Annotated in this window: 21 protein-coding genes; 18 read left to right on the forward strand and 3 right to left on the reverse strand. The window is 69.5% G+C overall.

Annotation, left to right across the window (positions count from 1 at the left end; translation table 11 throughout):
* Positions 1-5 precede the first annotated feature (5 nt).
* Both ACAM42_RS11330 and ACAM42_RS11335 read left to right on the forward strand, forming a co-directional pair.
* Entirely contained in the window at positions 6-1,370 is a 1,365-nt protein-coding gene (locus ACAM42_RS11330) for an ATP-binding protein (protein ID WP_369632058.1), read from the forward strand.
* Positions 1,371-1,397: 27 nt separating this feature from the next.
* A complete protein-coding gene (locus ACAM42_RS11335; RefSeq protein ID WP_369632059.1) occupies positions 1,398-3,164 on the forward strand; it encodes a cytochrome c biogenesis protein DipZ in 1,767 nt (588 codons plus the stop codon).
* A gap of 12 nt (positions 3,165-3,176) precedes the next feature.
* Here the strand turns inward: ACAM42_RS11335 and ACAM42_RS11340 are convergent, their stop codons facing one another.
* The 3 genes from ACAM42_RS11340 to ACAM42_RS11350 are packed head-to-tail and all read right to left on the reverse strand — an operon-like array spanning position 3,177 to position 3,857.
* Positions 3,177-3,428, reverse strand: a complete 252-nt coding sequence (locus tag ACAM42_RS11340; protein ID WP_062479609.1) for a hypothetical protein — start codon at positions 3,426-3,428, stop codon at positions 3,177-3,179.
* A gap of 12 nt (positions 3,429-3,440) precedes the next feature.
* Positions 3,441-3,686, reverse strand: coding sequence for a hypothetical protein (locus tag ACAM42_RS11345; RefSeq protein ID WP_062479607.1), 246 nt, complete (start codon positions 3,684-3,686; stop codon positions 3,441-3,443).
* A gap of 9 nt (positions 3,687-3,695) precedes the next feature.
* Positions 3,696-3,857, reverse strand: coding sequence for a hypothetical protein (locus tag ACAM42_RS11350; RefSeq protein WP_167395000.1), 162 nt, complete (start codon positions 3,855-3,857; stop codon positions 3,696-3,698).
* A 204-nt stretch (positions 3,858-4,061) separates the two neighbouring features.
* On the opposite strand from ACAM42_RS11350, the gene ACAM42_RS11355 reads away from it, so the two are divergent.
* From ACAM42_RS11355 to ACAM42_RS11430, 16 genes are all read left to right on the forward strand, one after another.
* Positions 4,062-5,012, forward strand: coding sequence for a LysR family transcriptional regulator (locus ACAM42_RS11355; RefSeq protein ID WP_062479604.1), 951 nt, complete (start codon positions 4,062-4,064; stop codon positions 5,010-5,012).
* 157 nt (positions 5,013-5,169) lie between these two features.
* Complete coding sequence (locus ACAM42_RS11360) at positions 5,170-5,679, forward strand: hydroxyquinol 1,2-dioxygenase (RefSeq protein WP_369632060.1); 510 nt, start codon at positions 5,170-5,172, stop codon at positions 5,677-5,679.
* A 23-nt stretch (positions 5,680-5,702) separates the two neighbouring features.
* The gene (locus ACAM42_RS11365) at positions 5,703-6,710 is read left to right on the forward strand and encodes a hydroxyquinol 1,2-dioxygenase (protein WP_070059783.1); all 1,008 of its coding nucleotides are present in this window, start codon (positions 5,703-5,705) and stop codon (positions 6,708-6,710) included.
* 95 nt (positions 6,711-6,805) lie between these two features.
* Positions 6,806-8,269 carry an aldehyde dehydrogenase family protein gene (locus ACAM42_RS11370; protein ID WP_369632756.1) on the forward strand — a complete coding sequence of 488 codons (1,464 nt, stop codon included), beginning with the start codon at positions 6,806-6,808 and terminating at the stop codon, positions 8,267-8,269.
* A 38-nt stretch (positions 8,270-8,307) separates the two neighbouring features.
* Positions 8,308-9,282 (forward strand): tripartite tricarboxylate transporter substrate binding protein, encoded by a 975-nt coding sequence (locus ACAM42_RS11375; protein ID WP_369632061.1) that lies wholly within the window; start codon positions 8,308-8,310, stop codon positions 9,280-9,282.
* Positions 9,283-9,304: 22 nt separating this feature from the next.
* Positions 9,305-10,372: a maleylacetate reductase gene (locus tag ACAM42_RS11380; protein ID WP_369632062.1), complete on the forward strand. Its 1,068-nt coding sequence runs from the start codon at positions 9,305-9,307 to the stop codon at positions 10,370-10,372.
* A 49-nt stretch (positions 10,373-10,421) separates the two neighbouring features.
* Positions 10,422-11,675, forward strand: a complete 1,254-nt coding sequence (locus ACAM42_RS11385; RefSeq protein ID WP_369632063.1) for an ABC transporter substrate-binding protein — start codon at positions 10,422-10,424, stop codon at positions 11,673-11,675.
* Positions 11,676-11,687: 12 nt separating this feature from the next.
* A complete protein-coding gene (locus tag ACAM42_RS11390; protein WP_369632064.1) occupies positions 11,688-12,407 on the forward strand; it encodes an ABC transporter ATP-binding protein in 720 nt (239 codons plus the stop codon).
* Positions 12,404-13,120 carry an ABC transporter ATP-binding protein gene (locus ACAM42_RS11395; RefSeq protein WP_369632065.1) on the forward strand — a complete coding sequence of 239 codons (717 nt, stop codon included), beginning with the start codon at positions 12,404-12,406 and terminating at the stop codon, positions 13,118-13,120. Before ACAM42_RS11390 ends, ACAM42_RS11395 begins: the two co-directional genes overlap by 4 nt.
* Positions 13,113-13,973 (forward strand): branched-chain amino acid ABC transporter permease, encoded by an 861-nt coding sequence (locus ACAM42_RS11400; protein ID WP_369632066.1) that lies wholly within the window; start codon positions 13,113-13,115, stop codon positions 13,971-13,973. Before ACAM42_RS11395 ends, ACAM42_RS11400 begins: the two co-directional genes overlap by 8 nt.
* An 11-nt stretch (positions 13,974-13,984) precedes the next feature.
* A complete protein-coding gene (locus tag ACAM42_RS11405) occupies positions 13,985-15,580 on the forward strand; it encodes a sulfatase-like hydrolase/transferase (RefSeq protein WP_369632067.1) in 1,596 nt (531 codons plus the stop codon).
* 37 nt (positions 15,581-15,617) lie between these two features.
* Positions 15,618-16,595, forward strand: coding sequence for a Bug family tripartite tricarboxylate transporter substrate binding protein (locus tag ACAM42_RS11410; RefSeq protein WP_369632068.1), 978 nt, complete (start codon positions 15,618-15,620; stop codon positions 16,593-16,595).
* A 5-nt stretch (positions 16,596-16,600) separates the two neighbouring features.
* Entirely contained in the window at positions 16,601-17,638 is a 1,038-nt protein-coding gene (locus ACAM42_RS11415; RefSeq protein ID WP_369632069.1) for a branched-chain amino acid ABC transporter permease, read from the forward strand.
* Positions 17,622-18,485: an intradiol ring-cleavage dioxygenase gene (locus ACAM42_RS11420; protein ID WP_369632070.1), complete on the forward strand. Its 864-nt coding sequence runs from the start codon at positions 17,622-17,624 to the stop codon at positions 18,483-18,485. The genes ACAM42_RS11415 and ACAM42_RS11420 overlap by 17 nt, the downstream gene beginning before the upstream one ends.
* Before the next feature lie 73 nt (positions 18,486-18,558).
* A complete protein-coding gene (locus tag ACAM42_RS11425; RefSeq protein ID WP_095744501.1) occupies positions 18,559-18,792 on the forward strand; it encodes a hypothetical protein in 234 nt (77 codons plus the stop codon).
* Between the two features lie 235 nt (positions 18,793-19,027).
* Entirely contained in the window at positions 19,028-19,741 is a 714-nt protein-coding gene (locus ACAM42_RS11430) for a response regulator transcription factor (RefSeq protein ID WP_157754996.1), read from the forward strand.
* Positions 19,742-20,354 lie beyond the last annotated feature (613 nt).

Genomic DNA, 20,354 nt, shown 5'->3' on the forward strand with positions numbered 1-20,354 from the left:
TGTTCATGTCCACTTCCGCGAATCCCGTTGCGAATCCGACCGGCACGGCGCCGCGCTGGCGCCGGCTGTTGCCCGGCTCGCTGTTCTCCCGCGTGACGCTGATCATCGTGGTGGGCCTGGCGATCGCGCAGCTGCTCACCTTCGCGGCGATCCGCTACGAGCGGAACATGGCGCTTCGCGAGCTGATGATGATCGGCATCGAGCGCGACATCGCGAGCTCGGTCGCCATCCTCGACCGGCTCCCCGCGGCGGAGCGCGCCGGCTGGCTCGACCGGCTGGAACGGCGCAACTACCGCTTCGTGCTGGGCGGCAATGCGCAGGGCAGCGCGCCCCGCTCGGAGGCTTCGCAGCAGTTTGCCGCGGCCATCGTCGATGCGATGCGCCCGTTCCCGGTCGTCAAGGTCGGCGAGGTGGCCTGGCCGCCCGAGGGCCTGCAGATCGAGGTGCGGCTGGGCGACGGATCGTCCGTGGTCGTGCACGCCATGCGCGTGGGCATGCCGGTGTCGGGCTGGGTGATGTGGCTGCTGGCGGGCCAGCTGCTGGTGCTGGCCGTGTGCGCCTGGGTCGCGGTGCGGCTGGTGACACGGCCGCTCGCGCAGCTGTCCGCGGCGGCCGACCAGCTCGGGCCCGACCTGAAGGGCCGCACGCTGGTGGAAGAGGGCCCCACCGAAGTGGCGCACGCGGCGCGCGCCTTCAACGCCATGCAGCAGCGCATCGCGGGCTACATGTCGGAGCGCGTCGAAATCCTGGCGGCCATCTCGCACGACCTGCAGACGCCCATCACGCGGATGCGCCTGCGCACCGACCTGATGGACGACACGCACGACCGCGAGAAATTCCGACAGGACCTGGACGCCATGAACGCACTGGTGCGCGAAGGCGTGACCTATGCGCGCACGCTGCACGGCGCCACCGAGCCGCCGCTGCGCATCGACGCCGACGCGCTGTTCGAGAGCATGGTGGCCGACTACGAAGACGTGGGCCAGCAGGTGCGGCTCGACGGCCGGGCCGGTGCGCCGATCGTGAGCCGCCCCAATGCGCTGCGCCGCATCCTGATGAACCTGATCGACAACGCGCTCAAGTTCGGCTCCGACGTGACGCTGCGCGTGCAAACCGAAGGCGAGGGCGGCCGCCTCGTGGTGAGCGTGCTCGACAACGGTCCGGGCATTCCCCCCGACGAGCTCGACGCGGTGCTCAAGCCCTTCTACCGCGTCGAAAGCTCGCGCAACCGCAGCACCGGCGGCACCGGCCTGGGCCTGGCCATCGCGCACCAGCTGGCCATGGCGATGGGCGCCGAGCTCACGCTGCACAACCGCCCCGAAGGCGGGCTCGAGGCGCGGCTGGCGTTGGCCGCCGCGCCCGCTCGCTGAACCCGACCCCACATCTTTCACATCCCCATGCTCATCCTCTTCATCGCCTACCTGGGCGGGGTGCTCACGATCCTGAGCCCCTGCATCCTGCCGGTGCTGCCCTTCGTGTTTGCGCGCGCCGACCGGCCGTTCCGCTCGCACGGCCTGCCGATGCTCGTGGGCATGGCGCTGGCCTTCGCCGTGGTCGCCACGCTGGCCGCGGTGGGCGGCGGCTGGATCGTCACGCTCAACGAATACGGGCGCTACGCGGCCATGGCCTTGCTCGCGCTGTTCGGTGCGACGCTGCTGTTCCCGCGCGTGGCCGAGCACCTGAGCCGGCCGCTGGTGGCGCTGGGCCTGCGCATGTCCGATGCGCCGCAGGCCTCCGTGTTCTCGCCGCTGTGGCTCGGCGTGGGCACGGGCCTGCTCTGGGCGCCGTGCGCGGGGCCGATCCTCGGGCTGATCCTGACGGGCGCGGCGCTCAATGGCGCGAGCGTCGGCACCTCGCTGCTGCTGCTCGCCTATGCGGCCGGCGCGTGCACCTCGCTCTCGGTGGCGCTGCTGTCCGGCGGCCGGCTGCTCTCGGCGCTGAAGCGCACGCTGCCGACCGGCGACGGGGTGCGGCGCCTCGCCGGCGCCGCCGTGCTGGCCGGCGTGGGCGCCATCGCGCTGGGGCTGGACACCGGCTGGCTCGCGCGCCTGTCGCTGGGCACCACGTCGACGCTGGAGCAGGCCCTGGTGGACACGCTGCGCAAGGACGCGCCGCAGGCGCAGCGCGCAGACACCGGCTTCGTGCGCGTCGCGGACACCCGCCCGGCCCCGGTGCCCGCGCGCGAACTCCGCGTCGAAGGCCGGCTGCCGTCGCTGGCGGGCGCGACCGAGTGGATCAACTCGGCGCCGCTCACGCCCGAGGCCTTGCGCGGCAAGGTGGTGCTGGTCGACTTCTGGACCTACTCGTGCATCAACTGCCTGCGCACGCTGCCCTACGTGCGCGCCTGGGCCGACAAGTACAGGGATGCGGGCCTGGTCGTACTCGGCGTGCATGCGCCGGAGTTCGCGTTCGAGAAGAACCCGGCCAATGTGCGCAAGGCCGTGAAAGACCTGGGCATCGGGTTCCCGGTGGCGCTGGACAACGACTTTTCGATCTGGCGCGGCTTCGACAACCAGGCCTGGCCGGCGTTCTATTTCGTCGATGCGCTGGGGCGCATCCGCCATCACCAGTTCGGCGAGAACCGCTACGACAAGGCCGAGCAGGTGATCCAGCAGCTGCTGGCCGAGGCCGGACAGGCGAACAGCATGAATGCCGGGCTGGTGGCGCCGCAGGGGCAGGGCACCCAGGCCGCGCCCGGCGCGGAGCCGGCGCAGTCCGGCGAAACCTACCTGGGCCATGCGCGGGCGCACGGCTTTGCGTCGCCCGGCGGCATCGCGCGCGACCGTGCGAAGGCCTACGAGCCCATGGCTTCCTCATTGCGCACCAACCAGTGGTCGCTGGGCGGCGACTGGACGGTGGAGGGTGAGCGGGCCGTGCTGAACCAGGCCCACGGCCGCATCGCCTACCGTTTCAAGGCGCGCGACCTGCACCTCGTGCTCGGCCCGATGGCCGACGGCAAGCCGGTGCGTTTCACGGTGCGGATCGACGGCCAGCCGCCGCTGGCGGACCACGGCGCCGACACCGATGCCCAGGGCCACGGCGTGGTCGATGCGCAGAAGCTGTACCAGCTGGTGCGGCAGTCGGCGGGCAGCGGCAAGGAGCGGCTGTTCGAGATCGAGTTTCTCGACGCCGGCGCGCAGGCCTACGCGTTCACTTTCGGGTGAGCGGCGCGCCGGTCAGGGCGTGAGGCCCGCCGCGTTGACGGCCCGGCAGGTGTCGACCTCCTGGCGCGTGGGCAGCACGAAGCAGCGGGCGTCCGCCTCGCGGGCGACAGCTTCGCGCAGTTGGCGTTCCTGCGCGGTTTCCACTTGCAGTTCGACCAGCCACTTCATGAGCAGCGCCATCACGATCAGCAGCACCACGGAGGCTGCCAGCAGGGTTGTGCGCCAGCTCTGGACGCGGAAGACGGAAGCGTTCGAAGTACTCATCGCGTGCGGCCCTCAGCTCGACAGCTGCGGAAAGATCCAGATGCTCATGCCGAGCACCACGCCCGCGCCGAGCGACATGGCCGCCGCGGTCGCGAACAGGCAGGCCACGAGCAGGCTCGGCACGACCACCGACATGCTCAGGAAGGCGATGGCGACGAGCACATAGGCCAGCACGGGCAGCAGGGCGATGTAGGCCGGCCGCGCGGTGCCGGTCGGCAGTTCGTCGGGCGTCATGTCACGCAGGAACGGGTTCAGCATGGCGGGCGATCAGCAGTTGCCCTTCTTGGCCTGGCCCGGCGGGCAGAAGTTGCCGCCCTTGTGCGCCGGCGCGGGCTCCGCACGCGGCGGCGGCGCGTGGTGGTGCACGCAGGCGCTCATGAGAACGGATGCCGCCAGCGCGAGCATCACGGTGATCGTGGATTTGGTCATGGGAACTCCCTGCTTCGATTTCTTGTGCACCCGGGGTGCTTCGGGGCAGGACAATAGTTGCCGTATTAACAATCTCACAGGGAAATGCTCACATTTGTGGGCGAATTGAGAAGGGTGCGGTCAATCTCCGAGCGGGATTGCGCAGTACTTCACACCCGTGCGGCCGACCGGCCGCCGCCGCGCAACCGCTACATTGCATGCCCCATGGACCGCCTCGAGAACATAGAGACCTTCGTGCGGGTCGCACAGACCCAGAGCTTTGCCGAGGCCGCGCGCCAGCTGCGGGTGTCGAAATCGGTGGTGACCAGCCGCGTGAAGCAGCTCGAGGACCACGTCGGCGCGCCGCTGTTCCACCGCAGCACGCGCGTGGTCCGGCTCAGCGACGTGGGGCAGGCCTTCCTGCGCGACTGCGTCGAGCTGGTCGGGCGGGCCAACGACATCATGGACCAGATGCGCGACGCCAAGGACGGGCCCACCGGCACGCTGCGCGTGCATGCGCTCACGGGCTTCGTGCTGGGGCATTTCGCGACGCTGCTGCGCGCCTTCCAGGTGAGCTTTCCGGACATCCACCTGGAGCTCATCGTGAGCGACGCGGTGGTCGACCCGGTGAAGGCGGGCGTCGATTGCGCGCTGCAGATCTTTCCGGCGGCATCGACCGAGCTGGTGTCGCGCCCGCTGTTCCCGGTGCGCCGCGTGTTCTGCGCCACGCCCGAGTACCTGCGCGCGCACGGCCGGCCCGCGAGCCCGCGTGAGCTGCACAAGCACACGCTCGGCCTGTACTCGGGCTACCCCACGCGCGACCGCTGGACCTTTCATCACGCGGGCGAGCAGGTCACGCTGTACATGAGCGCGGCGCTGCTCACCAACAGCGTCCACCTGCTGCGCGAGTACGCCATGGAGCACGCCGGCATCGTCTGCCTGCCGACGCTGGTGGCCGGCGAGGCGATCCTGCGCGGCGATCTGGAGGTGGTGCTGCCGGCGCACCAGCTGTCGTCGTTTTCGCTGAGCGCGGTGTACGCGGGCACCTCGCGCAATGCCTTCAAGCTGCGCCTGTTCATCGAGCACCTGACCCAGGCGTTCTCGAAGGTGCCGCCGTGGGACGCGGCCATGATCGAACGCGGGCTGCTGCCGCCGGGCCTGATCTGGGACGCCTGACGCGAACGTGGTCCGTTCCGGGGTAAACCCTGTGCATTGAACGGATTTGCCGAACAATGCGACCCGCGTTTCGGGCCTACCGCTCGCGCCCTCCGTTTCCTACAGTGCACACATCGCAGCCACCACGCTGCATCGTCCGGCACCTCAGGAGACACCCATGACCGTCGCATACCAGACCCGCTTCGGGTCCCTCAAGCACTTCGAGAAAGGCCACGTCGAGCCCATCGACGACGACGTGCGCCACTACGCGTTCTCCAACTGCTTCGAGATCGCCAGCATCAGCGCACCGTACGAGAAGGTCGTGTTCGGCCAGAACCAGATCTACGTGCTGGAAACGCTGCGCGCCGAAGGCACCTCGCCCTGGTTCACCTGCGCCCACGACGAGTTCGCGCTGGTGATGGACGGCGAGGTCGAGGTGCACCTCGTGCAGCTCGATGCGGCCCAGACCGTGGCCGACACCGAGAAGAACGGCGCCGTGCGCGTGAAGGGCGAGCCGCAGGGCAAGAAGATGGGCTGGATGAAGCTCTCGCGCGGCCACCAGGGCCTGCTGCCCAAGAACACGGCCTATCAGTTCCGCGTGGCCGGCGACCCCGGCGTGATCGTGCTGCAGACCTGCAAGGGCGACCTCTCGGTCGAGAAGTGGGCCGACATCTGCCAGACGCACTGAACCCGCCATCCAGGAGCCACACCATGAACGCACCCGCAGAACTCGCCAAGGTCATCGCATCGCAGCCCGATGCCACGCTCGGCTACAAGGATTTTTCGCTCGGCAGCTTCGGCTTCCGCCGGGACGAGTACTTCGCCCACATCACCTGGAAGACCCGTGACGGGCGTCCCATGAGCCACACCATGGACGCCGGCAACTACCTGCGTGCGCTGATGCGCGACGTGGCCTGGGGCTTCTTCTACGGCTGGGTCAACTTCGACAACGTGTTCGGCACCATCAACCACTACGACTCGGTCGACCTGTATGCCGGCAGCTTCAACGGCACCATGAAGGACGCGGGCATCGACCTGCTCGAGAACTTCCCCACGGCGCAGATCCGCGCCACCTTCGAGGCCATGCTCGACGACTGGACCAACGAGGCCTTCGACCCCTTCGCCGCGCCGCAGGAAACCGGCTCGCCCTACGGCCGCAAGAGCGGCAACAACACCGCCAAGATCACCCGGGCGCGCGAGCTGGCCAAGCGCTGCGTGGGCCTGAAGGGCGACCTCGACCTGCGCAGCGACGCGCGCGGCGCGCCCGTCAACCGCGCTTTTGCCGACGTGCCGCAGGGCCAGCCCGAACTGCACCCCGAGCCGGGCTTCGAGAACGAGGTGCACGCCTTCAACCTCTTCGGCTTCCTGAGCCGCTCGCAGGTCACGTGGAACCCGAGCTTCACCTCGGTGGTGAAGCACAGCTACATGTGCCCGACGACCGAGGAGCACATCCTGCCGATCATCCACGGCAACGACCGCGTCGAGTGGTTCTTCCAGATGACCGACGAGATCCACTGGGACTGCGGCGACAAGAACACCGGCAAGCCCATGGCCCGCGTGATCATGAAGGCCGGCGACATGGCCGCCATGCCCGCCTACTGCCGCCACCAGGGCTTCAGCCCCAAGCGCTCGATGCTGCTGGTGTGGGAGAACGGCTCGCCCAGCCTGGTCTACGAGATCCAGAAGGGCGAGTCGCCCGAGATCCCGGTCGAGTTCTGACCGGCCGGCGCGCCGCCGCTTCCTTCTTCCCGCCATTCATCCATCCAGCCCTCCCCGCGCGGGGAGGGCGAGGAGAACCCATGCCTGCTCTTTCCATCCGCCACCAGCTTTTCATCGACGGCCGTTTCGTCGACGCCGAATCCGGCGAGACGCTCGCCACGCTGAACCCGCACGACAACACGCCCATCGCCCAGGTCGCGCTGGCCGGCAAGGCCGACGTCGACAAGGCCGTGGCCGCCGCGAAGCGCGCGTTCCCCAAATGGAGCCGCATGGCCGCCGCCGACCGCGGGCGCATCTTGCTGAAGCTGGCCGACCTCATCGAGGCCAACGGCGAAGAGCTCGCGCGGCTCGAATCGCTGGACACCGGCCACCCGATCCGCGACTCGCGCCGGCTCGACGTGCCGCGCACCGCCGCGTGCTTCCGCTACTTCGGCGGCATGGCCGACAAGTTCCAGGGCGAGACCATTCCGGTGGAAGAGGGCTTTCTCAACTACACGCTGCGCGAGCCCGTGGGCATCGTCGGGCAGGTGGTGCCGTGGAACTTCCCGCTCATGTTCACGAGCTGGAAGATGGCGCCCGCGCTGGCGGCCGGCAACTGCATCGTGATGAAGCCGGCCGAGATCACGCCGCTCACCTCGCTGCGCATCGCCGAGCTGATGGCCGAGGCCGGCGTGCCGCCCGGCGTGGTCAACATGCTGCCGGGCCTGGGCAGCGTGGCGGGCCAGTACATCGCCGAGCACCCCGAGATCGCCAAGATCGCCTTCACCGGCAGCACCGCGACCGGCCGGCGCATCGTGCAGGCCAGCGCGGGCAACCTGAAGAAGGTGCAGCTCGAGCTGGGCGGCAAGGGCCCCAACATCGTGTTCGAAGATGCGAACCTGCAGGCCGCCGTGAACGGCAGCGCCTGGGCCATCTTCCACAACCAGGGCCAGGCCTGCATCGCGGGCTCGCGGCTGATGCTGCACGAGAAGATCGCCGACGCCTTCCTCGACCAGTTCATTCCGCTCGCGCAGTCGATCCGCCTGGGCAACCCGCTCGACGAGGCCACCGAGATGGGCCCGCTCACGAGCGCCCAGCACCGCGACCGCGTGCTGAGCTATGTCGAGGTGGCGCAGGCGCAGGGCGGCGAAGTGCTGGCGGGCGGCGGCGCGCCCGGCGGCGACCTGGCGCAGGGCTGCTATGTGCAGCCGACCGTGGTGCGTGCCCGCTCGTACCAGGACCGCGTGGCGCAGGAAGAGGTGTTCGGCCCCTTCGTCACCGTGCTCACCTTCAAGAGCGACGAAGAGGCGATGCAGATCGCCAACGGCACCGACTATGGCCTGGGCAGCGGCCTGTGGACCCGCGACCTGCAGCGCGCCCACAAGGTGGCGCGCGACCTGCACGCCGGCATGGTCTGGATCAACAGCTACAAGCGCGTGAACCCCGGCTCGCCCTTCGGTGGCGTGGGCCAGAGCGGCTACGGTCGCGAGATGGGCTTCGATGCGATGCGCGAGTACACGCAGGTGAAAAGCGTGTGGGTCAACGTCGACGCGCAGATTCCGCCGCACTTCGTGCGCTGACGTTTTCCTTTTTTCTTTCCAACCGACGGACGCACACGATGTCTTTCTCGATCCTTTCCAGGGCCCTGGTCGCCTGCACGTTGATGTGGGGCATGGCCGCGCAAGCCCAGGCGCCGGCCTGGCCGACCAAGCCGGTGCGGCTGGTCGTGGGCTTTCCGCCGGGTGGCATCGTCGACACCGTCGCGCGCCAGTTGCAGCCGCGCCTGCAGGCCGCGCTCGGCCAGACTGTGATCGTGGACAACCGCAGCGGCGCCGGCGGCACGCTGGCGGGCGCCGAGGTGGCCCGCGCGGCGCCTGACGGCCACACGCTGCTGATGGTGTTCGACAGCTACGCGACCTACCCGCTGGTCTATCCGAAGCTGAGCTTCGACATCGCCAAAGACCTGCAGCCCGTGACGCAGGTGGCGAGCAACCCGCTGGTGCTGGTGGTCAACCCGAAGGTCGAGGCGAAGGATTTCGTGCGCTTCGTCGGCCTGGTCAAGGCGCAGCCGGGGCGCCTGAACTACGCCAGCGTCGGGCCGGGCTCGAGCAACCACCTCACGGCCGAGTACTTCAAGGCCGTGAGCGGCACCTTCGTCACGCACATCCCTTACCGCGGTGGGGGCCCGGCCCAGCAGGACCTGCTGGGTGGGCAGGTCGAGATGATGTTCCTCTCGGCCGTGCTGGCCCAGCCGCATGTCAACGCGGGCCGGCTGCGCGCCCTGGCCCAGACCGGCGCGCAGCGCGTGGCCGCCTATGCCGACGTGCCCACCGTGGCCGAGAGCGGCTACCCCGGCTTCGAGGTGAACTCCTGGGTCGGCCTGCTGGCCCCGGCCGGCACGCCGCGCGCCGTGGTCGACCGGCTGCAGGCCGAGGTGCGCAAGGTCGTGACCGAGCCCGCGTTCCAGCAACGGCTGCGCGAACAGGGCCTGACCGGCATCGCCAACACGCCCGAGCAGTTCGCCACCGTGCTGCGCACCGAGCAGGACAAGTGGGCCCGGCTGGTGCGCGAGCGCCGCCTGAGCCTCGAATAGCCAGAAAGAAAAGGAGCGCGCCATGCACGACTTCATCCACACCACCCATCCGCAGCGCGTGGTGTTCGGCGCCGGTTCGCTGCGCCACCTGGCGCGCGAGATCGATGCGCTGGGCGCGAAAAAAGCGCTGGTGCTGTGCACGCCCGAGCAGCGCCCGCAGGCCGAGCGCGTGGCGGCCTCGCTCGGCGCGCAGGCGGCCGGCCTGTTCGACCGCGCCGTGATGCACGTGCCCGTGGAAACGGCGCGAGAGGCCCGCGACCTGGCGCGCCGGCTCGGCGCCGACTGCGCCGTGGCGCTGGGCGGCGGTTCCACCACGGGGTTGGGCAAGGCCATCGCGCTGGAGTCGGGGTTGCCGATCGTCGCCATCCCCACCACCTACGCGGGCAGCGAGATGACGCCGATCTACGGTCTCACCGAGAACGGCCTGAAGAAGACCGGCAAGGACCCGCGCGTGCTGCCGCGCACCGTGATCTACGACCCCGAGCTGTCGCGCACGCTGCCCGTGGGCCTGAGCGTGACCAGCGGCATCAACGCCATCGCGCACGCGGCCGAAGGCCTGTACGCGCAGGACAGCAACCCGGTGATGGACCTGATGGCCGAAGAAGGCATCGCCGCGCTCGCCCGCGCGCTGCCGGCCATCCGCGTGCAGCCCGACGACCTGGCCGCCCGTTCCGACGCGCTGTACGGCGCCTGGCTCTGCGGCGGCGTGCTCGGCGCGGTGGGCATGGCCCTGCACCACAAGCTGTGCCACACGCTGGGCGGCAGCTTCAACCTGCCGCACGCCGAGGTGCACACGGTGGTGCTGCCGCATGCGCTCGCCTTCAACGCACAGGCCGCGCCGCGTGCCATGGCGCGCATCGCGCGCGCGCTCGGCGGCGTGTCGGCGCCGGCGGCGGTCTTTGCGCTGGCGCGCGACAACGGCGCGCCGGTGGCGCTGAAGGACATCGGCATGCGCGCCGCCGACCTCGACCGCGCGGCCGACATCGCCGTTGCCAACCCGTACTGGAACCCGCGGCCCTTCGGCCCGGCCGAGCGCGACGCGATCCGCGCGCTGCTGCAACGCGCCTTCGACGGCGAGCCGCCGGGCTAGGCCACGGCGCGGGCATCGAAGACACACACGAACAACGAAGGAGACAGCCATGACATTCAACCGCAGACAGTTCACGCAGGCCGCCGCCGCGCTCGCCGCCACGGGCGCCGCGCCACTGGTGTTCGCCGCCGACACGCTCAAGATCGGCTACGTGTCGCCGCAGACCGGGCCGCTCGCGCCCTTCGGCGAGGCCGACAAGTGGGTGATCGAGCAGATGAAGGCCGCCTTCAAGGACGGCCTCAGCGTGGGCGGCAAGAAGTACGCCGTGCAGATCGTGCTCAAGGACAGCCAGTCGAACCCCAACCGTGCGGGCGAGGTGGCCAACGACCTCATCCTGAAGGACAAGGTCGCGCTGGTGCTCACCGCCGGCACGCCCGAGACCGCCAACCCGGTGAGCGACGCCTGCGAGCTCAACGAGGTGCCGTGCATCTCCAGCGTGGTGCCTTGGCAGCCCTGGTTCTTCGGCCGCAAGGGCGACCCGGCCAAGGGCTTCAACTGGACCTACCACCTGTTCTGGGGGCTCGAAGATGTCATCGCCACCTTCACGAACGGCTGGAAGACCGTGGCCACCAACAAGAAGGTCGGCGGCCTGTTTCCCAACGACGGCGACGGCAACGCCTGGGGCGACAAGGAGCTGGGCTTTCCCAAGCCGCTCGCGCAGATGGGCTTCACGCTCACCGACCCCGGTCGCTTCCAGAACGGCACGCAGGACTTCAGCGCGCAGATCGCGGCCTTCAAGCGCGACAACGTCGAGATCGTCACCGGCGTGGTGATCCCGCCCGACGCCAAGACCTTCCTCACGCAGGCGCGCCAGCAGGGCTTCAAGCCCAAGGTGATCACGCTCGGCAAGGCGCTGCTGTTCCCGGGCGCCATCGAGGCGCTGGGCGACCTGGGCGAAGGCCTGTCGACCGAGGTGTGGTGGAGCCCGTCGCACCCCTTCAGTTCCAGCCTCACGCAGCAAAGCGCCAAGGCGCTGGCCGAGGCCTACGAGGCCGGCACGAAGAAGCAGTGGACGCAGCCCATCGGCTTCGCGCATGCGCTGTTCGAGGTGGCGGCGAACGCGCTGTCGCGATCGAAGTCGCTCAAGGCCGGCGACGTGCGCGATGCCGTGGCCGCGACCTCGATCAACTCCGTGGTCGGGCCCGTGAAGTGGGGCGGGCAGGGCCCGTTCAGGAACGTCAGCAAGACACCGCTGGTGCTCGGCCAGTGGGGCAAGGGCAAGCAGCGCAAGGTGGAGCTGACGCTGGTGAACGACGAGGCCGCGAAGGTGATCCCGACCGGCGGCGCACTGCGCCTGCTCTGAGTGACGGCTGCCATGACGTTGCTGGCCTTGCACGGCGTGAGCAAGTCCTACGGGGCGCTCAAGGTCACCGACGGCATCACGCTGGCGGTGGCCGAGGGCGAGACGCTGGGCATCCTCGGGCCCAACGGCGCGGGCAAGACCACGCTGTTCAACCTGATCTCGGGCGACGCGCGCGTCGATGCCGGCCGCGTGGAGTACGCGGGCCGCGACGTGACGCGGCTGCGCCCGCACCAGCGCTGTCGTGCCGGCATCGGCCGCAGCTACCAGGTGCCGCAGCCCTTCGGCCACATGAGCGTGTTCGAGAACCTCGTCACCGCCGCCTGCTTCGGCGGCCAGCAGGCCGAGCGCGAGGCCTGGGAGACGGCGCACGAGGTGCTGGCCCAGACCGGCCTGGCGCCGCACGCCAACAAGCCGGCCGGCGGGCTCACGCTGCTCGACCGCAAGCGGCTGGAGCTGGCGCGCGCGCTCGCGACGAAGCCGCGCCTGCTGCTGCTCGACGAGATCGCGGGCGGGCTCACCGAGCTCGAGGCGGCGGTGCTGGTGGCGGAACTGAAACGCATCAAGGCGCGCGGCGTGACCATGATCTGGATCGAGCACGTCGTGCATGCGCTGCTGTCGCTGGCCGACCGGCTGTTCGTCATCAACTTCGGGCAGCAGCTGGCGGAAGGCGCGCCGCGTGCGGTGATGAACGACCCCGAGGTGCGGCGCGTGTACATGGGGATCGAGGCATGAGCGCGCTGCTCGACACCCGCGGCCTGCAGGCCTTCTACGGCGATGCGCAGGCGCTGTTCGGCATCGACTTCACGCTGTCGGCAGGTGAGCTGGTGGCGGTCATCGGCGCCAACGGCGCGGGCAAGTCGACTTTCCTCAAGAGCCTCACGGGGCTGTTGCGCGCGCCGTCCGAAGCGATCCGCTTCAAGGGCGAACCCATCGGCGGCCTGCCGCCCGGCGAGATCGTGCGGTGCGGCCTGGCGATGGTGCCGGAAGGCCGGCGCCTGTTCCCGAGCCTGAGCGTGGAAGAGAACCTGCTGATGGGCGCCACGCCGCGCCGCGCGGGGCCGTGGAACCTGCAGCGCCTGTACGGCCTGTTCCCGATCCTGGCCGAGAAGCGGCGCCAGCCCGCCACCTCGCTCTCGGGCGGGCAGCAGCAGATGGTGGCGCTGGGCCGCGCGCTCATGAGCAACCCCGAGCTGCTGCTGTGCGACGAGCTCTCGCTCGGCCTGGCGCCGGTCGTCATCCGCGAGATCTATGCGGCCATGCCGGCCATCACGGGGGAGGGCATGACGGTCGTGATCGTGGAGCAGGACGTGCGCATGGCGCGGCAGGTGTCGCAGCGCGTGTACTGCTTCCAGGACGGGCGCGTGTCGCTCACGGGGCGCTCGGACGAACTCACGCCCGAGCAGATCTCGCAGGCCTATTTCGGCATCGAGGAATCCCATGCTTGAAACCCTGCTCCAGGGCGTGCTGCTCGGCGGCCTCTACACGCTGTTCGCCCTCGGCCAGTCGCTGATGTTCGGCGTCATGCGGCTGACCAACACGGCGCAGGGCGACTTCATCATCCTGGGTGCCTTCGCGGTGATCGCCGGCGTCTCGATGACCGGCGCGACGGTGCCGTGGTTGGTGGTGCTCGCGGTGCTGCCGCTGGCCTTCGGCTTCGGCTACCTGCTGCAGCGCCACGTGCTCAACGGCACGCTGGGCAAGGACCCGCTGCCTTCGCTGGTCGTGACCTTCGGCCTGTCGATCGTGATCCAGAACCTGCTGCTGGAGCTGTTCTCGGCCGACCCGCGCGCCATCGAGGTCGGTGCGCTGGCCACCGCCTCGGTGCCGCTGGGCGACACGCTGGCGCTGGGGGCGCTGCCGCTGGTGATCCTGGCGGTCGCGGTGGCGGCCACGGGCGCGATGCAGTGGATGTTCACGCGCACGCCGCTGGGCCGCACCTTCCGCGCGGTGTCCGACGACCGCGAGATCGCCGAGCTGATGGGCCTCAAAGCCAAGCAGGTCTACGCGCTGGCCACGGGCATCGCCTTCGTGCTGATCGCCATCGCCGGCGCGCTGCAGGGCATGCGCACCACGGTGTCGCCGTCGGATGGTCCGCTGCTGCTGCTGTTTGCCTTCGAGGCCGTGATCATCGGCGGCATGGGCTCGTTCTGGGGCACGCTGGCCGGCGCCATGATCCTGGGCATCGCGCAGCAGATCGGCTTTCGCATCGATCCGGGCTGGGGCATCTGGTTCGGCCATCTCGTGTTCCTCGCGGTGCTGGTGCTGCGGCCGCAGGGACTGTTCCCCAAGACACGCTGACCCCTTCCGACATGACCGACAAGACCTCCCCCGCGCCGCTCAGGCACGTGCTGTTCATCATGTGCGACCAGCTGCGCGCCGACCACCTCTCGTGCTACGGCCACCCGCGCCTGCAGACGCCGCACATCGATGCGCTGGCCGCGCGCGGCGTGCGCTTCAGCCACGCCTACGCGCAGGGCGCGGTCTGCGGCGCCTCGCGCATGTCGACCTACACCGGCCGCTATGTCAGCAGCCACGGGACGATGTGGAACTTCGTGCCGCTGTCGGTGGGGCAGAAGACGCTGGGCGACCACCTGCGCCCGCACGGCGTGCGCTGCGCGCTGGTCGGCAAGACGCACGTCGAGGCCGACACCGAGGGCGCCCACCGCCTGGGCATCGACCCGACGCAGGGCGTGGGCCGGCTCGCGATGGAAGGCGGCTTCGAGCCCTATGCACGCGACGACGGCATCTGGCCGCCGGGCTTCAAGGTCAGGGGCAATGCCTACTGCGACTGGCTGCGCGCGCAGGGCTACGAATCGGACAACCCCTGGCACGACTACGCCAACTCGGGCCGCGGCCCCGACGGCGAGATCCTGAGCGGCTGGCAGATGCGCTGGGCCGACCGGCCCGCGCACATCGCCGGCGCGCACAGCGAGACGCCCTACACGACCGAGCGCGCGATCGACTTCATGCGCGAGGCCGGCGACGCGCCCTGGGTGCTGCACCTGTCGTACATCAAGCCGCACTGGCCCTACGTGGCGCCCGCGCCGTACCACGCGATGTACGGGCCCGACGACATGTTGCCGGTGGTGCGCAGCGAGGCCGAGCGCGTCGACGCCCACCCGGTGCTCGAGGGCTTCCGGCGCGAGACCGTGAGCCGCAACTTCAGCCGCGACGAGGTGCGCCGCGCCGTGGTGCCGACCTACATGGGGCTCGTGAAGCAGGTCGACGACGAGCTCGGCCGGCTCTTCGCCTTCATGGCCGAACAGGGGCTGGACCGCGACACGCTGGTGGTCTTCACCAGCGACCACGGCGACTACCTGGGCGACCACTGGCTGGGCGAGAAGGAGCTGTTCCACGACCCGATCGTGAAGGTGCCGCTGATCGTGGTCGACCCGCGCGCCGAGGCCGATGCGCGTCGCGGCACGGTGAGCGACGCGCTGGTCGAATGCATCGACCTCGTGCCGACCATGCTCGACGCGCTGGGCCTGCCGCAGCCGGCCGAATGGCTCGAAGGGCAGTCGCTGCGCCCGCTGCTGCACGGCCACGCCGGCGCGGCCGGCAAGGAGCTGGTGGTGTGCGAGAACAGCTTCGCCTTCCGCGACGAGGTGCGCCTGCCGCTGGCCCAGCCCGTCGAGCGCTGCCACATGACGATGCTGCGCACGCGCCGCTGGAAGTTCGTGCACTTCGAAGACCTGCCGCCGCAGCTGTTCGACATGCAGGCCGACCCCGACGAGCTGGTCGACCTGGGCCGCGACCCGGCCTTGGCCGCGGTGCGCGAGCAGATGCTGGGCCTGCTGTTCGACTGGCTGCGCCAGCGGCGGCGCTTTCCCACGGTGGCGCCCGAGGACATCGCGCGCTGGAACGAACGCGAGCTGGCGGCCGGCATCCTCATCGGCGCCTGGTAGGCGGCCGCGCACCCATTTCAAAAAAAGGAGACATCCCATGAACGCTTTCCGCCGACCTCTCGCGGCCTGCCTGACAGCAGCCGCGGTGCTCGCCACCATCGCCGTACCCAGCCACGCTGCCGACGCCTGGCCCACCAAGCCCGTGCGGCTGGTGGTGGCCTTCCCGGCCGGTGCGCCGGGCGACATCGTGTCGCGGCTGATGCAGCCGGCCCTGCAGAAGGCGCTGGGCCAGCCCGTGGTGGTCGACAACAAGCCGGGCGCGGGCGGCAACATCGGCATGCAGGAGGTGGCGCGCGCCACCGACGGCCACACGGTGCTGGTCGGGCCCGACACCATGCTGACCATCAACCCGCACCTGTACCGCAAGCTCGCCATCCGCCCGATGGAAGACCTGGTGCCCGTGACCCAGCTGGCCGCGTTCAGCCAGGAGTTGGTGTGCTTTCCCGGCGCCGGCATCAAGACCCTGCCCGAGCTGCTGGCGGCGGCCAAGGCCAAGCCCATGAGCTACGCCTCGGGCGGCCCCGGCGTGCCCGGCCACATGGCGATGGAGATGCTGCTGGCCGACGCCGGCGTGCAGATGCAGCACGTGCCCTACCGCGGCCCGAGCCCGGCCATGCAGGACGTGATGGGCGGCATGGTGCCCTGCGGCTTCCTGGCCTCGCCGACGGTCGGCCCGATCATCCGCGACGGCAAGCTGGTGGCCATCGCCGTGTCCGGCAGCAAGCGCCTGGGCAGCCAGCCCACGGTGCCGACCGTGGCGCAGGCGGGCATCCAGGGCTACGACGCCAGCTTCGCCGAGATGATGGCCATGCCGCGCGCCACGCCGCCGGCCGTGGTGGCGCGCCTGCAGGCCGAGGTGGCGAAGGCGCTGGCCGCGCCCGAGCTGCGCGAGCGGCTGGCCACCATGGACCTCGAGGTGGTGGCCAACACGCCCGAAGAAGCGGCGCGTCGCCTGCGCGCCGAGCACCAGCGCTGGGGCCAGGTGGCCGCGCGCGTGCAGCTGCAGCTGGACTGAGTGCGATGGCCCCCGTCGTCGTCACCATCGACACCGGCAGCAGCCGCCGCGCGGGCTGGACCGCCGCCGCGTTGGTGGCGGTGGCCGCCACGCTGCCCTTCTGGGGCGAGCCCAGCTGGATGCGCGAGTTCGTCGAGATCGCCTGCTACTTCATCTTCGCGATGATGTGGAACCTGCTGGCCGGCTACGGCGGCATGGTCAGCATCGGGCAGCAGGCCTTCTTCGGCTTCGGCGGCTACGTGATGCTGATGCTGGGCAACTTCGCGGGCGTGAATCCGTTCGTGGCGATTCCGCTCGGCGCGCTGGCCGCTGCGCTGATCGCGGTGCCGGTGTCCTTCGTGGCGTTCCGGCTGTCGGGCGGCTACTTCGCCATCGGCACCTGGGTGATCGCCGAGGTGTTCCGGCTCAGCTTTGCCAACGTGTCGGCGGTGGGCGGCGGCTCGGGCACCACGCTCACGGCGCTGCGCGGCATCGAGCGCGCCACGCGCGAGAGCGTCACCTACTGGATGGCGCTGGGCTGCGTGGTGGCGGCGGTGTCGCTGGTCTACCTGTTCCTGCGCAGCCGCTTCGGACTGGCGCTGCTGGCGATCCGCGACAACGAGATGGCCGCCGAGTCGCAGGGCATCCCGGTGGCGCGCATGAAGCTGGCGGTGTACGTGGTGGCGGCCTTCGGCGCCGGGCTGGCGGGCGCGCTGTACTTCGTGGGCAACCTGCGCATCAGCCCCGACGCGGCCTTCGCGCCGAACTGGACCGCCTTCGCGATCTTCATGGTCGTGATCGGCGGCATCGGCCGCATCGAGGGGCCGCTGGTGGGTGCGCTGGTGTTCTGGGCGCTGAACAAGTTCCTGAGCGACTACGGCACCTGGTACCTGCTCGGCCTCGGGCTGCTGGCCATCGTGGCCACGATCTTCTTCAAGCAGGGGCTGTGGGGCTGGGCGCAGCAGCGCTGGGCCTGGTCCCTGTTCCCGACGCAGCGGCGCCTGGCGGCGGCGCACTCGCCTTCTTCCTACCCGGAGCCCGACGCCCATGCGCAACATCGATGAACACACCATCACCGCCGCCGTGCTCGAGCGCATGGCCGACTGCGAGGACGCGCGGCTGAAGGAGGTGCTGTCGGCGCTGGTGCGCCACCTGCACGACTTCGCGCGCGAGGTGCGGCTCACCGAGGCCGAGTGGGCCGCGGGCATCGACTTCCTCACCGCCACCGGCCAGAAGTGCGACGCGCAGCGCCAGGAGTTCATCCTGCTGTCGGACACCCTGGGCCTGTCGATGCTCACCGTGGCGATGAACCACGCCAAGAGCCCGCAGGCCACCGAGGCCACCGTGTTCGGCCCCTTCCACGTGGCCGGCGCGCCGCAGCTGCCGCTGGGCAGCGACATCGCGGCCGGCGCGGTGGGCGAGCCGCTGTTCGTGCAGGCCACCGTGCGCGGGCGCGACGGCGAGCCCGTGGCCGATGCGGTGGTCGACGTGTGGGAGGCCGATGCCGAAGGCTTCTACGACGTGCAGCGGCCCGGCGGCCCCATGCAGGGGCGGGCGGTGCTGCGCACCGACGCGCAAGGGCGGCTGCGGTTTCGCGGCGTGGCGCCGGTGGCTTATCCGATTCCCACCGACGGGCCCGTGGGCGCCATGCTGCGCGCGACCCGGCGCCATCCGTGGCGGCCCGCGCATGTGCACTTCATGGTGCAGGCGCCGGGCTACGAGACGCTGATCACGCACGTCTTCCGCGAGGGCGATCCGTACCTCGACAGCGACGCGGTGTTCGGCGTGCGCAGCTCGCTCATCGGCGACTTCGCCGCGCATGCCCCGGGCCGCGCGCCCGACGGCAGCATGCAGGACGGGCCGTTCCACACGCTGGACTTCGCGTTCGTGCTCGAGCCGACCGGGGGGTGAGGAGGGGGCCCGCGAACCGTTTCGGCGTTTCGCCGCCTCTCTTGCAGGTGTCCCTCTTCAAGGAGCCCTGCATATGTGTCCCGTTTCCATCACCTGGCATCTGCTTCGCGGCGCGGGAGCGCTTGTTCTCATCGCGCTGGCTGTGCTGCTGTCGTCCGCCCATCCCTGGACCGCGCCGCCCGCCCTCGTCGGCGCCTTGCTGCTGCTGCGCGGCTGCCCGATGTGCTGGCTCGTCGGGCTGCTCGAAAGGCTGTCCGCGCGCAAGGCGGCCCCTGCGTCCGAGGCCACTTCCCAGAGGGGTTCATGAGCGATCGGCCTTCGCGGAATGGAAGGCTGATCCGGGATTCCATCCGCCCGTGTCGAGGGGGGACGCCCCATTAGTGTGAGTTTGTTTGCACACGATGACAAAAGAACAGGGCTACCTGTTTCCGTTGGTCAATATCGGCACTTTTCCCTATCGACTGTACATAAACGTTAATACATTCCACTCCATTGTGAGAGGCATGCGGGGAGCGATGAAAAGGGAAGCGATGGTGGACAGGGTGGAACAGAAAAACGGTCGTGTGGTGGTGCTGACGGACTCCGGCGAAGAGATCGACTGGCTGCGAGGCCGGTTGAAGGACGCCGGCTTCAGCCCCTTGTGTGTGGTCAACGAGGAAGACCTGCTGGAGGCCGCGTCGATGCCCGGCGTCGGGCTCTTCCTGCTGATGGGCGAGGCGATGGAGGGCGCGCTGCCGGAAATCCTGTTCGGCATCGGCGCCAGCCGTGCGGCCACGGCGCCGGTGGTCGTGCTGACCCGGTCGCGCGGCGTGCTGGAAACGCCCCGCGTGTCGGTGTTCGACGTCGACGATTTCCTGGTGAGCCCCTGGAACGCGGAAGAGGTCGTGGCGCGCGTGTCGACGCTGTGCGGCAGGAAATCGCTGCGCAGGAACGCGAAGCCGCACGGCCTCTACGGTTTCCAGCTCGTGCGCAGCCGCCTCGCGGTCGAGTACGCGAGCCGCGAAGCCATCATGACGCCGAGCGAATTCGAGATCGCCCGGGTGCTGGTGCGCCACCTCGACACGCCCGTGTCGCGGCAGCAGCTGCCCCAGGGGCCCCGATGCAACGGGGAGCTGGGCGCCAGCCGGTCGCTCGATGCGCTGGTGTCGCGCGTGCGCAAGAAGCTGGCGTCGATCGTGGCGGGCGAATTCCGCGTGCGCTCGCTCTACGGCGTGGGCTACACGCTGGAGCGCGCGCACAACCGGCACGGCAAGTGAGTTTTCGCGGGCAGCGCCCGCGGCATCCGAAGGGGTGACGCAAGGTCACCTTGAAAAAAGACGCCCGCCCATTCGCCTCCGAATTGAGGCCGGGCGTCGGCAGACCAACGAATGAATTCCGGCGAAGTGAGCCGGCTGGGATTGGCTTGAATTGAATTCAGGCCAATGGCGAAGCCGTGTCTGTTTGAATGGAATTGGATTTTGAAAAATCCATCAATCCGTATTTCACGCTGCCCGTGATTGAAACCATTGGGGGACAGGTCGCGCATGCCGTTCCTGAAATTCACGGCGCCTGATTACACAGTCTGTGAATTTGTAAATTTAGTTTCGAAGTGGCCCCAGGGGACAGTCCGAAGCCGCTCGAAGGGCCTCGTTTCTCCCTTGAAACATTGGGGGATCGTGAGGCGGCGGGTTGATGTGGGAGTGAAATTATTCAAACGCATCAACAACTTGGAGGCGATCCGCTTGTGAAATTGATCACACTCCAATTGCAGGTTTATTCACAATCTAAGCGAGCGTCCAGATTACATCTGTATTCACAGTTGTTAACTTTGGAGGGCCTCTCGTGACATTTTCACGGAACCCTCGGCCATTGCAAGTGGCGGATCGCGGA

The organism is Variovorax sp. V35, from assembly GCF_041154465.1.
GTDB lineage: Bacteria > Pseudomonadota > Gammaproteobacteria > Burkholderiales > Burkholderiaceae_C > Variovorax > Variovorax boronicumulans.

Bases quoted from the DNA above. Each gene is read 5' to 3' on its own strand.
- ACAM42_RS11390 (WP_369632064.1), top strand. From the start codon at position 11,688: ATGACGTTGCTGGCCTTGCACGGCGTGAGCAAGTCCTACGGGGCGCTC.
- ACAM42_RS11375 (WP_369632061.1), top strand. From the start codon at position 8,308: ATGTCTTTCTCGATCCTTTCCAGGGCCCTGGTCGCCTGCACGTTGATG.
- ACAM42_RS11400 (WP_369632066.1), top strand. From the start codon at position 13,113: ATGCTTGAAACCCTGCTCCAGGGCGTGCTGCTCGGCGGCCTCTACACG.
- ACAM42_RS11405 (WP_369632067.1), top strand. From the start codon at position 13,985: ATGACCGACAAGACCTCCCCCGCGCCGCTCAGGCACGTGCTGTTCATC.
- ACAM42_RS11425 (WP_095744501.1), top strand. From the start codon at position 18,559: ATGTGTCCCGTTTCCATCACCTGGCATCTGCTTCGCGGCGCGGGAGCG.
- ACAM42_RS11355 (WP_062479604.1), top strand. From the start codon at position 4,062: ATGGACCGCCTCGAGAACATAGAGACCTTCGTGCGGGTCGCACAGACC.
- ACAM42_RS11395 (WP_369632065.1), top strand. From the start codon at position 12,404: ATGAGCGCGCTGCTCGACACCCGCGGCCTGCAGGCCTTCTACGGCGAT.
- ACAM42_RS11330 (WP_369632058.1), top strand. From the start codon at position 6: ATGTCCACTTCCGCGAATCCCGTTGCGAATCCGACCGGCACGGCGCCG.
- ACAM42_RS11380 (WP_369632062.1), top strand. From the start codon at position 9,305: ATGCACGACTTCATCCACACCACCCATCCGCAGCGCGTGGTGTTCGGC.
- ACAM42_RS11350 (WP_167395000.1), bottom strand. From the start codon at position 3,857: ATGACCAAATCCACGATCACCGTGATGCTCGCGCTGGCGGCATCCGTT.
- ACAM42_RS11365 (WP_070059783.1), top strand. From the start codon at position 5,703: ATGAACGCACCCGCAGAACTCGCCAAGGTCATCGCATCGCAGCCCGAT.
- ACAM42_RS11420 (WP_369632070.1), top strand. From the start codon at position 17,622: ATGCGCAACATCGATGAACACACCATCACCGCCGCCGTGCTCGAGCGC.
- ACAM42_RS11360 (WP_369632060.1), top strand. From the start codon at position 5,170: ATGACCGTCGCATACCAGACCCGCTTCGGGTCCCTCAAGCACTTCGAG.
- ACAM42_RS11415 (WP_369632069.1), top strand. From the start codon at position 16,601: ATGGCCCCCGTCGTCGTCACCATCGACACCGGCAGCAGCCGCCGCGCG.
- ACAM42_RS11340 (WP_062479609.1), bottom strand. From the start codon at position 3,428: ATGAGTACTTCGAACGCTTCCGTCTTCCGCGTCCAGAGCTGGCGCACA.
- ACAM42_RS11345 (WP_062479607.1), bottom strand. From the start codon at position 3,686: ATGCTGAACCCGTTCCTGCGTGACATGACGCCCGACGAACTGCCGACC.
- ACAM42_RS11385 (WP_369632063.1), top strand. From the start codon at position 10,422: ATGACATTCAACCGCAGACAGTTCACGCAGGCCGCCGCCGCGCTCGCC.
- ACAM42_RS11335 (WP_369632059.1), top strand. From the start codon at position 1,398: ATGCTCATCCTCTTCATCGCCTACCTGGGCGGGGTGCTCACGATCCTG.
- ACAM42_RS11410 (WP_369632068.1), top strand. From the start codon at position 15,618: ATGAACGCTTTCCGCCGACCTCTCGCGGCCTGCCTGACAGCAGCCGCG.